Source organism: Franzmannia qiaohouensis, assembly GCF_031451695.1.
Classification (GTDB): Bacteria; Pseudomonadota; Gammaproteobacteria; order Pseudomonadales; family Halomonadaceae; genus Franzmannia; species Franzmannia qiaohouensis.
The window spans coordinates 269296-281540 of the sequence record NZ_JARWAM010000006.1 but is presented as its reverse complement, the minus strand read 5'-3'; the positions used below and the strand labels follow the sequence as shown (position 1 = coordinate 281540).

Here is a 12245-nt window from a genome sequence, read left to right as displayed (position 1 = left end):
TCATTCGCGGAAGCGATAGCCCACCCCCCAAACCGTCTGGATGAACTCCGGGTGAGTTGGATCCGTTTCGATCTTGCCCCGTAGGCGATTGATGTGGGTATTGACGGTGTGCTCGTAACCTTCGTGGCTGTAGCCCCATACGCTATCAAGCAGCTGGACACGGCTGAATACACGACCCGGATGGCTGGCAAAGTGCCAGAGAAGATCGAATTCCCGTGCGGTGAGTTCCACTGCCTGCTCTCTAATAAACACCCGCCGACGAATAGGATCAATACGCAGTCCATCGGTGGTTAGCTCGTTATCGCAGGTTTCCACGCTTGCCGCGGATGCCATGGCATCCACTCGTCGGAACAAGGCCTTCACCCTGGCCGACAGTTCGGCCACGCTGAAGGGTTTGGTGAGGTAATCATCCGCCCCTATTTCCAGGCCCAGAACCCGATCCAATTCAGTGCTTTTGGCTGTCAGCATCAGTATTGGAACGTAGCCTGGGCCGGAGCGGATCTCGCGACATACGGAGAGCCCGTCGATGCCGGGCAACATCAGGTCGAGAATTACCAGGTCGATCCCACCTTCACGAAAGCGCCCAAGCCCGGTGTCCCCCCGCTCACAGAGAACGGGATTCATGCCAAGTTCGGCCACGTGGATGCTGACGAGCTCACCGATACCCGGGTTGTCCTCAACAATCAGTACGTTTCGTGTCATAGGTTCCTGGCTTTTACATGCTCGCGAGTCGCTGGGGCTTACATGCTGTCGCTTTCCATCTCCTCTTCCATGTCCATGTCACCCTCCATGTCCATATCGCCTTCCATGGAGTCGGACATATCATCCGTCATCATCTCACCATCATCCATTGACTCATGCATGTCGTCTTCCATCATGCCTTCGTCGGGCATCATGTCGTCTGCGTGGCTGGCTGTGGCCATCAGGCTGAAGAGGCAGATGGCTGCGATAGTAGTGAACTTGCTCATGATGTTACTCCCTGAATGCCAGGCCTGCCGGGCTGGTAGGCCTGAAAACCATTCTGGGAGTACGGCGTCACGAGAGAGTCACGCGGTGATAAAGAGTCTATCGCGCAAAGATCACGAATGTATCACCAACGAGCGTGCTGACGATTTCCAGGACCAAGCCTGACTCAGGCGGCAGTCGGCTGGCGCCGGTGGCTGGCGTCGGCGTCGAAGCGGTGCCAGCGGCGCGGGATCGCGTACAGCCGCTGGCCGCGGCGGATATCCAGGCGCTCGAAGTCGGCGTGGCGCACCGTGGCCAGCCACGGCGCCGGCAGCCAGTCGGCCTCCAGCTCGACGCGCACCTCGGCGCCCACCGGCGAGATCGCGGTCACCGTCACCGGCAACCGTGCAGTGTCGCTGGGGGCGTCGGCCAGCTTGAGCTCGTGGGGGCGCAGAAGCAGCTCCTCGCGGCCGTCGTCGAGCTCGCTCACCGTCAGCTGGGCGTCGCCGCAGGTCAGCACGCCGTCACGCACGTCGCCCTCGAGGCGGTTGACGTCGCCGAGGAACTCGAACACGAAGCGGTTGGCCGGGGCGCGGTAGAGCGCTTCGGGAGTATCGATCTGCTCGATGCGGCCGTTGCTCATCACAACCACCCGGTCGGAGAGCTCCAGCGCTTCCTCCTGGTCGTGGGTGACGAACACGCTGGTGAAATTGAGCTCGTCGTGCAGGTGGCGCAGCCAGCGGCGCAGGTCCTGGCGCACCTTGGCATCCAGCGCGCCAAACGGCTCGTCGAGCAGCAGCACGTCGGGGCGCAGCGCCAGCGCCCGGGCCAGTGAGACACGCTGCTGCTGGCCGCCGGAGAGCTGCGCCGGGTAGCGCTTGGCGAAGTCCTCCAACTGGACCATCTCCAGCAGGCGGTGGACCCGGGCGCGGATCTCGCCGCTGCTGGGGCGCTGCTTGCGCGGCATCACGGTAAGGCCGAAGGCGACGTTGTCGAACACCGACATGTGGCGGAACAGCGCATAGTGCTGGAACACGAAGCCGATGCGCCGGTCGCGCACGTGGACCTGGGTGACGTCACGGTCGCCGAACTGGATGCGCCCGGCAGGCTTGGCGTCGGCCTGCTCGAGCCCGGCGATGATGCGCAGCAGGGTGGTCTTGCCCGAGCCCGAGGGGCCGAGCAGGCCGACCAGCTCACCGTCGTGGATGTCGAGGTCGATCGGTTCCAGGGCCTGGGTGCGGCCGAAGGTCTTGGCGATATTGGTCAGACGGATGCTCATATCAAGCCTCCTGGCGCGCGGCGCGCCATTCCAGGCCGGCCTTGGCGGCCAGCGTCAGCAAAGCGATAAGGGCCAGCAGCGCGGCGCTGGCGAAGGCGCCCACGGTGTTGTAGTCCTGGTAGAGCTGCTCGAGGTGCAGCGGCAGGGTGTTGGTCTGGCCGCGGATGGCCCCTGAGACCACCGACACGGCGCCGAATTCACCCACCGCACGGGCGTTGGTGAGGATCACCCCGTAGAGCAGCGCCCAGCGGATATTGGGCAGCGTGACCCGGCGAAACAGCGTCCAGCCCGAGGCGCCGAGGGTCACCGCCGCCTCCTCGTCGCGGGAGCCCTGGGCCTGCATCAGCGGGATCAGCTCGCGGGCCACGAACGGGCAGGTGACGAAGATGGTCACCAGCAGGATGCCCGGCCAGGCGAACATCAGCTGGATGTCGTAGCCGTCGAGCCAGCTGCCGATCCAGCCGTTACGGCCGTAGAGCAGCAGGTAGACCAGGCCGGCGACCACCGGCGACACCGCGAAGGGGATGTCGATCAGGGTCTGCAGCAGGCGCCGGCCGGGGAAGGTGAATCGGGTCACCAGCCAGGCCAGCGCCACGCCGAACACCAGGCACACCGGAATCGTCAGCACGGTAATGAACAGCGTCAGGCCGATGGCGCGGAGCGTATAGTGATTGCTGACGTTGCTCCAGAACACCGCCACGCCCTGGGCGAAGGCCTGGGCGAAGATCGCCACCAGTGGCAGCAGCAGGAACAGCGCCGCCAACAGCACGGCACTGATCACCAGGATGCGCCGTACCCGCGGCGCGTCACCGATCCGTTGCATCAGCCGCCTCCTCCATGCAGGCGCTTGATGAAGCGGCCCTGCCAGATATTGATCGCCAGCAGCAGCGCCAGCGACACGGCCAGCACCACCGAGGCGATGGCCGAGGCGCCGACGTAGTCGTACTCTTGCAGGCGCACGAAGATCATCAGCGCGGTGATCTCGGTCTCGTAGGGCGCGTTGCCGGCGATGAAGATGATCGCCCCGAACTCGCCCAGCGAGCGCACGAAGGCCAGGCCGGTGCCGGTCACCAGCGCCGGCCACAGGTGCGGCAGGATCACCCGGCGAAACGCCGTGGCGTCACTGGCGCCCAGCGTCAGCGCGGCCTCGTCGACCTCATTGGGCAGGTCCTCGAGCACCGGCTGCACGGTGCGCACCACGAAGGGAATGCTGGTAAAGGCCATGGCCAGGGCAATGCCCACCCAGGTGTAGGCGACCTGGATGCCCAGCGGGTCGAGCAGCCGGCCCATCCAGCCATTGCTCGAGTAGAGCGTGGCCAGGGTAATACCGGCCACCGCGGTGGGCAGCGCGAAGGGCAAATCCATCAGCGCGTCGAGCAGGCGCTTGCCGGGAAAGTCGTAGCGCACCAGCACCCAGGCCAGCAGCAGCCCGAACACGGCGTTGACCAGCGCGGCCACCGCGGCGGCGCCGATGGTGACCACATAGCTGGCGACGACCCGGCCGTCGGTGATGATCCGCCAGTACTCCGCCAGGCTGATGCCCGAGAGCTGCCCGAACAGGCTGGTCATGGGCAGCAGCAGCATCAGTGAGACGAAGGTCAGGCTGATGCCGAGCGATAAGCCGAAACCCGGCAGCACCCGCTTGGGGGCGCTGCCGGTGATGTTGGCGAGCGTAATCATCTGCGCTGCAGCTGGTCCAGCAGGGCGCCGTTGGCGAAGTGGTTCTCCATCGCCTCGTCCCAGCTACCGAACACGTCCTCGACGCGCAGCAGCTCGGTCTCCGGGAACTGGTCGGCGAATTCCTCGACCACCGCCTCATGGTGCACGCGGTAGTTGAAGCCGGCCAGCTGGCGCTGGGCATCTTCGCTGTAGAGGTAGTCGATATAGGCCTCGGCGAGGTCGAGGTTGCCGTTACGCTCGGCGTTGGGGCCGACCACCGCCACCGGGAACTCGGCCAGGATGCTGACCGGCGGCACGATCACTTCGTAGTCGTCGCTGCCGTACTCGCCGCGGATGTTGTTGACCTCGGACTCGAAGCTGATCAGCACATCGCCGATACCGCGCTCGATGAAGCTGGTGGTAGCGCCGCGGCCGCCGGTATCGAACACCGCCACGTTGCGCAGGAAGGTGCGCATGAAGTCGTGGATCTGCTCCTCGTCGCCGTCGAAATGCTCCTCGGCAAAGCCCCAGGCGGCCAGGTAGGTGTAGCGGCCGTTGCCCGAGGTCTTGGGATTGGGGAACACCATCTGCACGTCCTCACGCACCAGGTCGTCCCAGCTCTCGATGCCCTTGGGGTTGTCCTTGCGCACCAGGAAGGCGGTGGTGGAGTAGTAGGGCGAGGCGTTGTTGTCGAAGGCGTCCTGCCAGTCCTCGGCGACCAGCCCGTCGTCGGCCAGGGCCTGCACATCGGTGACCTGGTTGTAGGTCACTACGTCGGCGCGCAGGCCCTGCAGGATGGCGCGGGCCTGGGCCGACGAGCCGCCGTGGGACTGCTGGACGTCGATCTCCTCGCCGTGCTGTTCCTGCCAGTGGGCGATGAACTCGGGGTTGATCGCCGAGAACAGCTCGCGGGCGATATCGTAGGAGGAGTTGAGCAGCTCGCGCTCGGCGGCCACGCTGGGCGTGACCACGCCAGCGGTGAGGGCGGCGGCCAGGGAGGCGCCGAGGGCGCCGCGACGAAACAGGGAATTGGCTGACATCAGATTCGGCTCCAACACAGAAGAGTGTGATTGGAACGAAGGCTAAACCAACGATTAAGGAATGACAATCCTGTTTGTTATTCAATTTTGCAATATGGCGCGATAGCGTCAGTGTATAACGCCGCGCGCGTGGGCGTGGCGCAGGCACCATAGTCCCATCAGCGGGCCGGGCAGCAGCAGCCAGGCCAGCCAGGGGCCCAGGGCCTGCCACAGCGGAATCAGCACGATCAGCGACAGCATCGAAATGGCGAAGCCGATGGCGTTCTGCAGGGTCAGGGCGCTGCCGACGATGCGCGCCGGGCAGGCCGCCGCCGAGAGCGCCGAGAACTGCGGCGAGTCGACTACCGCCAGCGCGCTCCATAGCGCCAGGAACAGCACCAGCGGCAGCAGCGAGCCGCCTGCCGTTGCCGGCGCGAGCAGCGGGCCGAGCAGCGGGTAGGCCAGGCAGCACAGCGCCGAGCCGGCCAGGCCCAGCTGCGCCACCCGGCGGCTGCCAACGCGCTGGCTGAGGGCGCCGCCCAGCCAGCAGGCCGGGCCGCCCACGGCGATCAGCGCAAAGGCGAGCAGCGCCAGGTGCGCGGTCTCCAGTCCCGGGGCGGCGGCCAGCAGCATCAGCGGCAGCAGTGCCCACAGCGTATATAGCTCCCACATATGCCCGAAGTAGGCGCTGGCGGCGCGCCGGAAAGCGTCGATGGAGAACGCCTCGAGCCCCGCCAGGCGAGCGCCCGGGCCGCCGACACGATGCTTGGCCTGGCGCACCGCGGGGGCCTCGCCGAGGCGCCACACCATGGCGCCGCCGGCCACCGCCAGCAGCGAGGCACCCCAGATGCCGCCTTGCCAGGGAATCGCGGCGCTCAGTTCGCCCAGCCCGCGCAGCCCGTGGGGCAGGGCGGTGCCCAGTACCAGCATGCCCACCAGCCAGGCCAGCCCCAGGCCGCTCTTGCCCGGTGTCCAGCCGACCATCAGCTTCATGCCCACCGGGTAGATGCCGGCCAGGCACATGCCGGTGATCACGCGCAGGCCCACCGCACCCCACAGCCCGCCGGCCCAGGGCAGCAGGGCGTTGGAGAGCGCACCGAGCAGGCAGCAGGCGGCGAACAGCTTGCTGGCGTCGAGGCGGTCGGCGAGCCCAGCCAGGCCGATCAGCAGGGTGCCGAGCAGAAAGCCGCCCTGTACGGCGCCGGTCAGCCAGCCGAGGTCGGCGTCGCTGAGCCGCCACAGCGCCTGCAGGTCGGCGAGCACGGCATTGGGGGTGAACCACAGGGCGGTGCCGAACAGCTCGGCGATGGCCAGAATGAGCGTGGGCATGACGATTCCATGTCGCGGTTTTTGGTAGACTTGTGCGCCCAGACTATCTAATTTCGCGACCCCGCATCAGAGGAAAGCGCCACATGGCCAGCCCCCGCGACTTCAAGATCGCTCCTTCCATACTCTCCGCCAACTTCGCTCGCCTGGGTGAAGAGGTCGACGACGTGCTCGCCTCGGGGGCCGACATCGTCCACTTCGACGTGATGGACAACCACTACGTGCCCAACCTGACCATCGGCCCGATGGTCTGCGAGGCGCTGCGCAAGCACGGCGTCACCGCGCCCATCGACGCCCACCTGATGGTCAAGCCGGTGGATCGGCTGATCGGCGACTTCATCGACGCCGGGGCCAGCTATATCACCTTTCACCCCGAAGCCTCCGAGCACGTCGACCGCTCGCTGCAGCTAATCCACGACGGCGGCGTCAAGGCGGGGCTGGTGTTCAACCCGGCCACGCCGCTCTCCTACCTCGACTACGTGATGGACAAGGTCGACATGATCCTGCTGATGAGCGTCAATCCCGGCTTCGGCGGCCAGTCGTTCATCCCCGGCACCCTCGACAAGCTGCGCGAGGCGCGGGCGCGCATCGACGCCTCGGGGCGCGATATTCGCCTCGAGATCGACGGTGGGGTAAAGGTGGAGAACATCGCCGAGATCGCCCGCGCCGGGGCCGACACCTTCGTCGCCGGCTCGGCGATCTTCAAGGCCCGCAATGCCGACGAGCCGCACCGCTACGACGGCGTGCTCAAGGCGCTGCGCGACGAGCTGGCGAGTGTCTGAGCAGGCGCTGGCGGGGCCGGTGTGGCACCTCTACGTGGTCGAAACCGCGGCTGGGGCGCTGTATACCGGCATCAGCACCGACGTGACGCGGCGCTTTGCTGAGCACTGCAGCGGCAAGCGCGGCGCCCGGGCGCTGCGCGGCAAGGGGCCGCTGACCCTGGTGCACCAGCAGGCAGTGGGTAGCCACACCGAGGCGCTGCGCCTGGAGCGCCAGATCAAGCGCCTGGCGGCACCGGCCAAGCGCGCCTGGGTGGCGCGCCAGGCCGGCAATCAGTGAAGCTTCATCTTCGGCTTCAGGTACCGATTGATGCCGTCGACGACGATGGTCATGCCGGTCTTCACTGCGCCGTGGATGGCGAACTGATGCATGCGGTACAGCGAGGCGTAGAAGAACTTGGCGATGCGCCCCTCGAGGAACAGGCTGCGCGCCGAGGCGCCGCGCATCAGGCTGCCCACCGCGTCGAAGTGGGCCAGTGAGATCAGCGAGCCGCGATCGCGGAACACGAACGGCTTGAGCGGCTTGTCGTCTAGCGTCGCCAGCAGGTTGCGGTATAGCCGCGAGGCCTGCTGGTGGGCGGCCTGGGCCCGCGGCGGCACCGGCTTGCCGTCCGCCTGAGGGCAGCTGGCGCAGTCGCCGAAGGCGAAGATGCGCGGGTCGTCGATGCTCTGCAGCTCGGGGTTGACCTTGATCTGGTGGTTGCGCTCGGTGGCCAGGCCCAGCTCGGAGAGAAACGGCGGCGCCTTGATGCCCGCCGCCCACACGCTGAGATCGGTCTCGATGCGCGTGCCGTCGGCGGTGATGAAGCCCTCGGGGTCGGCCTGGGTGACGCGGGTCTCGACGTGGATATTGACGCCGAGCTTTTCCAGCTCACGGTGGACCGCCTTGGTGATACGCTCCGGCAGTGCCGGCAGGATGCTCGGCGCGGCCTCGATCAGGTGCACGTCGAGCTGGCCGCTATCCATGTTGGTAAAGCCGTAGCTGTGCAGCATCTTCGAGGCGTCGTAGAGCTCGGCGGCAAGCTCCACCCCGGTAGCACCGGCGCCGACGATACCCACCGCCAGCTTGGGGTGCAGGCGGCGCTCCGGATCGCTGTAGCGCAGGAAGGTGTTGAGCATGTCGTGGCGGAACGCCTCGGCCTGCTTGGGGCTGTCGAGGAAGTGGCAGTGGTCGGCGACGCCTGGGGTGCCGAAGTCGTTGGAGACGCTGCCCAGCGCCAGCACCAGGTAGTCGTAGTGCAGGTTGCGCGAGGGCAGGACCACGCTGCCGTCGTCGTCGAGGATCGGCGCCAGGGTCAGGGTCTGGGCCTCGCGATCCAGGTCGCTGAGGGTGCCGCGCTGGAACTGGTAGCCGTGGGCCTTGGAGTGCCCCTGGTAGGAGACCTCGTCGAGGCCCGAGTCGAGAACGCCGGTGGCGACCTCGTGGAGCAGCGGTTTCCAGATATGGGTGGGGTTGCGGTCGACGAGCACCACCTCGGCACGCTTGCGCTTGCCGAGTTTGCGTCCGAGCCGGGTGACCAGCTCGAGTCCGCCTGCGCCGCCGCCGACCACCACGATGCGTGGTAGAGGCATGAGAGACTCCAGAAATGATGAAAAGGATCAGCAAATGCATCGCCTGGGTCGGATCAACGGCACGCGGGGCGAGGACGCTGCCCGGTAGCGGCGATATCTGCGCCTAGCATAGGTCGGTACGGCGCGTTTTCCTATGGGCGATCGCTGATTTGGGGCATGTTTTTTCGTAATATTACATGCATGAACCGGATGCTGGCCGTGGGCCTTCGGCAACTCACTGAAAGGAAAAGAAATAATGCATCCGCTGCTGCAAGGCGTGAAACTGGTGGCTTTCGATCTCGACGGCACCCTGGTCGACTCGGTGCCTGACCTGGCCGCCGCGGTGGACGCCGCCCTGTCCGAACTCGACTTGCCGCCGGCCGGCGAGATAAAGGTCCGTGACTGGGTGGGCAACGGCTCACTCAAGTTGATGGAGCGGGCGCTTGGTGACGCCCTGGGCGAGGCTCCGGGGTCAGAGCGGCTGGCCGCGGTACATGAGCGTTTCCTGCACCACTACGGGCTGGAGCCCAATGCCCGCACCCGGCTCTACCCCGGGGTGCGCGAGGCCCTCGACGGCCTCTGCGCGGCCGGCATGCCGCTGGGGCTGGTGACCAACAAGCCGCAGGCCTTTATTGCGCCGATTCTCGAGGGCTTTGGCCTGGCCGGCCACTTCGGGCTGTGCCTGGGCGGCGACGCCCTGCCGCAGAAGAAGCCCGACCCGGCGCCGTTGCTGCACCTGGCGCGGCACTTCGGGGTCGCCCCCGGCGACTGCCTGATGGTTGGCGACTCGCGCCACGACATCGAGGCCGGCCGTCGTGCCGGCTTTCGTACCCTGGCGGTGCCCTACGGCTACAACCACGGCGAGCCGGTGGCCGCGAGCCGCCCCGATGGCCTGGTTGAATCGCTTGCGGAACTCGTTTAGGGTCTCGAATCAACAAGATCGCGCCGCTCCACGGCCGATACCCCACACCATGGACGCACCATGACGCTGGAATCCCGCCTCTCTTACGTGCAGCAACCGGTCGCCTCTCTCGGCGGCGGGGAACTGATGCGCGACGTCAAGCGCTGGCGATGGTGAGTGCCGCGCGGGCTCGCTAAGCGAGCCCGACCTTCCGAATCGCTCCCGAATCGGGCCACCCCAGGCCCCGCATTGACGAACACTGTGAGGACACGCCGGGCATGATGACTTCCGCGCGCTTCAATGAGCTGGCCGAGGCTGGCTATAACCGTATTCCGGTGACCCGCGAGGTACTCGCCGACCTGGATACACCGCTTTCCACCTACCTCAAGCTGGCCAACGCGCCCTGGACCTTCCTGCTCGAGTCCGTGCAGGGTGGCGAGAAGTGGGGCCGCTATTCGATCATTGGCCTGCCGTGCAAGGAGCGCATCGAGGTGCGCGGCTTCACGGTGCGCCACCTCATCGATGGCGCCGAGGTGGAGCGCCACGAGGTCGAGGACCCGCTGGACTGGATCGAGAACTTCCAGGCGCGCTTCAAGGTGCCGCGCCTCGACGACCAGCCGCGTTTCGACGGCGGTTTGGTCGGCTACTTCGGCTACGACACCATTCGCTACGTCGAGCCGCGGCTGCGCAGCGAGGCCGCGGCCAACAAACCCGACCCGATTGGGGTGCCCGACATCCTGCTGATGGTGTGCGATGAGCTGGTGGTGTTCGACAACCTCTCCGGCCGCCTCACGCTGTGGACCCACGCCGACCCCGCCGAGGCCGAGGCCTACCAGCGTGCCCGCGGGCGCCTCGAGCGGCTCGAAGTGCAGCTGCGCAGTGCCACCCTCAACACCGTCAGCCCCGGCACCGGCCGCAGCGCGGTGGAGGAGGGGCACTTCACCTCGGGCTTCACCGAGGAGGGCTTCAAGGCCGCGGTGGACAAGATCAAGGGCTACGTGCTGGCCGGCGACGTGATGCAGTGCGTGCCCTCCCAGCGCATGTCGATCCCCTATCAGGCGCCGCCGCTGGACCTTTACCGCGCGCTGCGCAGCCTCAACCCCTCGCCCTACATGTTCTTCTTCAACCTCGACGACCACCATGTGGTGGGCTCCTCGCCGGAGATCCTCACCCGGCTGGAAGAGGGCGAGGTCACGGTGCGCCCGATTGCCGGCACCCGGGTGCGCGGCAAGACCGAAGAAGAAGACCAGGCGCTGGAGGCCGACCTGTTGGCCGACCCCAAGGAGATCGCCGAGCACCTGATGCTGATCGACCTGGGCCGCAACGACGTGGGCCGGATCAGCGAGACCGGCTCGGTGGTGGTCACCGACCAGATGGCAGTGGAGCGCTACTCCCACGTGATGCACATCGTCTCCAACGTCACAGGCAAGCTGAAGCCGGGCCTTACCGCGATGGACGCGCTGCGCGCCACCTTCCCCGCCGGCACGCTCTCCGGCGCGCCCAAGATCCGCGCCATGGAGATCATCGACGAGCTCGAGCCGGTCAAGCGCGGCATATACTCCGGCGCGGTGGGCTACCTCTCCTGGCACGGCAACCTCGACACCGCGATTGCCATCCGCACCGCGGTGATCAAGGACGGCGAGCTGCACATCCAGGCCGGCGCCGGTGTGGTCGCCGACTCGGTCCCCGAGATGGAGTGGCAGGAAACCCTCAACAAGGGCCGCGCGCTGTTCCGCGCCGTGGCCATGGCCGAGCGCGGTCTCGACAACCTCGAATAGCGGCACTCTCCTAGGGTGGTATAGCGAGCTGATAACAAGGCCGAGGCATACGCCTCGGCCTTGTCGTATTACGGCGCTACGCATCGGTACGCCACCGTTTCCGAAATTTAATTAGGCAACTTCTTGCCCAGCGGGCAAGATCTTGCTCGCCCTGGGCAAGATCTTGCCTAATTTTTCTTAGCCATGGCGTGGCGAAAATCTATAACTAGCTGAATATATTAATTTATTAGTTTTATGGCATGAGGAGTGCTCTATAAGTGGCGTCCACCGGACGTTTTCAACCATCAGGAGAACATTCATGCCTACACCTTGTTACATCAGCATCGAAGGCCAGACCCAGGGCAACATCACCGCCGGCGCCTTCACCCCCGACTCCGTGGGTAACATCTACGTCGAAGGCCACGAAGACGAGATGCTGGTCCAGGAATTCAAGCACGTCGTTACCGTGCCCACCGACCCGCAGTCCGGCCAGCCCTCCGGTCAGCGTGCCCACAAGCCGTTCATCTTCACCGTGGCCCTCAACAAGGCCGTGCCGCTGATGTACAACGCCCTGGCCTCCGGTGAAATGCTGCCCAAGGTCGAGCTGAAGTGGTACCGCACCTCGGTGGAAGGCAAGCAGGAGCACTTCTTCACCACCAGCCTGACCGACGCCACCATCGTCGACATCAACCTGCGCATGCCCCACGCCCAGGACTCCAACAGCGCCGAGTTCACCCAGCTGATGGACGTCTCGCTCTCCTACCGCAAGATCGACTGGGAGCACACCGTGGCCGGCACCTCAGGTTCCGACGACTGGCGCGCCCCGCTCGAGTCGTAAGCCTCGAAGGCATGGTGGGGCTCACCCGATGTCTCGCAACCCGAGCACCGCCATGCCTTATCGATGTGCTGATGCCAGGGCTCGCAGAGAGCCCTGGCATCAGCGCATGTAAGCGATTGCCTATATGCCGTGTCAGCGATCCACCACAGTGACGCCCTACCGCTTGCGTGTTGCCCGGTGAGCGGTAACCT

13 protein-coding genes are annotated in these 12245 nt (G+C 66.0%); 5 read left to right on the top strand and 8 right to left on the bottom strand.

Features of this window, described 5'->3' with window-relative positions; all coding sequences use genetic code 11:
- From QC821_RS10465 to QC821_RS10435, 7 genes are all read right to left on the bottom strand, one after another.
- Positions 1 to 702: a winged helix-turn-helix domain-containing protein gene (locus QC821_RS10465; protein WP_309720697.1), complete on the bottom strand. Its 702-nt coding sequence runs from the start codon at positions 700 to 702 to the stop codon at positions 1 to 3.
- A gap of 38 nt (positions 703 to 740) precedes the next feature.
- Positions 741 to 968: a hypothetical protein gene (locus tag QC821_RS10460; RefSeq protein ID WP_309720695.1), complete on the bottom strand. Its 228-nt coding sequence runs from the start codon at positions 966 to 968 to the stop codon at positions 741 to 743.
- 164 nt (positions 969 to 1132) lie between these two features.
- Positions 1133 to 2224: a sulfate/molybdate ABC transporter ATP-binding protein gene (locus QC821_RS10455; protein ID WP_309720693.1), complete on the bottom strand. Its 1092-nt coding sequence runs from the start codon at positions 2222 to 2224 to the stop codon at positions 1133 to 1135.
- Position 2225: 1 nt separating this feature from the next.
- Complete coding sequence (gene cysW / locus QC821_RS10450) at positions 2226 to 3047, bottom strand: sulfate ABC transporter permease subunit CysW (protein ID WP_309720691.1); 822 nt, start codon at positions 3045 to 3047, stop codon at positions 2226 to 2228.
- Positions 3047 to 3904 carry a sulfate ABC transporter permease subunit CysT gene (cysT, locus tag QC821_RS10445; protein ID WP_309720689.1) on the bottom strand — a complete coding sequence of 286 codons (858 nt, stop codon included), beginning with the start codon at positions 3902 to 3904 and terminating at the stop codon, positions 3047 to 3049. Before cysT ends, cysW begins: the two co-directional genes overlap by 1 nt.
- A complete protein-coding gene (cysP, locus tag QC821_RS10440) occupies positions 3901 to 4923 on the bottom strand; it encodes a thiosulfate ABC transporter substrate-binding protein CysP (protein WP_309720687.1) in 1023 nt (340 codons plus the stop codon). Before cysP ends, cysT begins: the two co-directional genes overlap by 4 nt.
- Before the next feature lie 108 nt (positions 4924 to 5031).
- The gene (locus tag QC821_RS10435) at positions 5032 to 6231 is read right to left on the bottom strand and encodes an MFS transporter (RefSeq protein ID WP_309720685.1); all 1200 of its coding nucleotides are present in this window, start codon (positions 6229 to 6231) and stop codon (positions 5032 to 5034) included.
- Positions 6232 to 6314: 83 nt separating this feature from the next.
- On the opposite strand from QC821_RS10435, the gene rpe reads away from it, so the two are divergent.
- Both rpe and QC821_RS10425 read left to right on the top strand, forming a co-directional pair.
- Positions 6315 to 7010, top strand: coding sequence for a ribulose-phosphate 3-epimerase (rpe, locus tag QC821_RS10430; RefSeq protein ID WP_309720683.1), 696 nt, complete (start codon positions 6315 to 6317; stop codon positions 7008 to 7010).
- Positions 7003 to 7287, top strand: coding sequence for a GIY-YIG nuclease family protein (locus QC821_RS10425; RefSeq protein ID WP_309720680.1), 285 nt, complete (start codon positions 7003 to 7005; stop codon positions 7285 to 7287). Before rpe ends, QC821_RS10425 begins: the two co-directional genes overlap by 8 nt.
- On the opposite strand, the gene QC821_RS10420 is transcribed toward QC821_RS10425, so the two are convergent.
- On the bottom strand, positions 7281 to 8579 hold the full coding sequence (locus QC821_RS10420) for an NAD(P)/FAD-dependent oxidoreductase (protein WP_309720677.1): 1299 nt from the start codon (positions 8577 to 8579) through the stop codon (positions 7281 to 7283). The genes QC821_RS10425 and QC821_RS10420 overlap by 7 nt on opposite strands.
- 235 nt (positions 8580 to 8814) lie before the next feature.
- Between QC821_RS10420 and QC821_RS10415 the strand changes: the two genes are divergently transcribed.
- From QC821_RS10415 to QC821_RS10405, 3 genes are all read left to right on the top strand, one after another.
- Positions 8815 to 9480 carry a phosphoglycolate phosphatase gene (locus tag QC821_RS10415; RefSeq protein ID WP_309720674.1) on the top strand — a complete coding sequence of 222 codons (666 nt, stop codon included), beginning with the start codon at positions 8815 to 8817 and terminating at the stop codon, positions 9478 to 9480.
- Between the two features lie 260 nt (positions 9481 to 9740).
- Complete coding sequence (gene trpE / locus QC821_RS10410; protein ID WP_422720105.1) at positions 9741 to 11237, top strand: anthranilate synthase component I; 1497 nt, start codon at positions 9741 to 9743, stop codon at positions 11235 to 11237.
- A gap of 298 nt (positions 11238 to 11535) precedes the next feature.
- Positions 11536 to 12054 (top strand): Hcp family type VI secretion system effector, encoded by a 519-nt coding sequence (locus QC821_RS10405; protein WP_309720668.1) that lies wholly within the window; start codon positions 11536 to 11538, stop codon positions 12052 to 12054.
- Positions 12055 to 12245: the final 191 nt, after the last annotated feature.

What these genes read in the sequence shown, in the direction of transcription:
- QC821_RS10460 (WP_309720695.1), bottom strand. Translation starts at nt 968, where the DNA reads ATGAGCAAGTTCACTACTATCGCAGCCATCTGCCTCTTCAGCCTGATG.
- cysP (WP_309720687.1), bottom strand. Translation starts at nt 4,923, where the DNA reads ATGTCAGCCAATTCCCTGTTTCGTCGCGGCGCCCTCGGCGCCTCCCTG.
- QC821_RS10465 (WP_309720697.1), bottom strand. Translation starts at nt 702, where the DNA reads ATGACACGAAACGTACTGATTGTTGAGGACAACCCGGGTATCGGTGAG.
- cysW (WP_309720691.1), bottom strand. Translation starts at nt 3,047, where the DNA reads ATGCAACGGATCGGTGACGCGCCGCGGGTACGGCGCATCCTGGTGATC.
- QC821_RS10415 (WP_309720674.1), top strand. Translation starts at nt 8,815, where the DNA reads ATGCATCCGCTGCTGCAAGGCGTGAAACTGGTGGCTTTCGATCTCGAC.
- QC821_RS10420 (WP_309720677.1), bottom strand. Translation starts at nt 8,579, where the DNA reads ATGCCTCTACCACGCATCGTGGTGGTCGGCGGCGGCGCAGGCGGACTC.
- trpE (WP_422720105.1), top strand. Translation starts at nt 9,741, where the DNA reads ATGACTTCCGCGCGCTTCAATGAGCTGGCCGAGGCTGGCTATAACCGT.
- QC821_RS10455 (WP_309720693.1), bottom strand. Translation starts at nt 2,224, where the DNA reads ATGAGCATCCGTCTGACCAATATCGCCAAGACCTTCGGCCGCACCCAG.
- QC821_RS10405 (WP_309720668.1), top strand. Translation starts at nt 11,536, where the DNA reads ATGCCTACACCTTGTTACATCAGCATCGAAGGCCAGACCCAGGGCAAC.
- cysT (WP_309720689.1), bottom strand. Translation starts at nt 3,904, where the DNA reads ATGATTACGCTCGCCAACATCACCGGCAGCGCCCCCAAGCGGGTGCTG.
- rpe (WP_309720683.1), top strand. Translation starts at nt 6,315, where the DNA reads ATGGCCAGCCCCCGCGACTTCAAGATCGCTCCTTCCATACTCTCCGCC.
- QC821_RS10435 (WP_309720685.1), bottom strand. Translation starts at nt 6,231, where the DNA reads ATGCCCACGCTCATTCTGGCCATCGCCGAGCTGTTCGGCACCGCCCTG.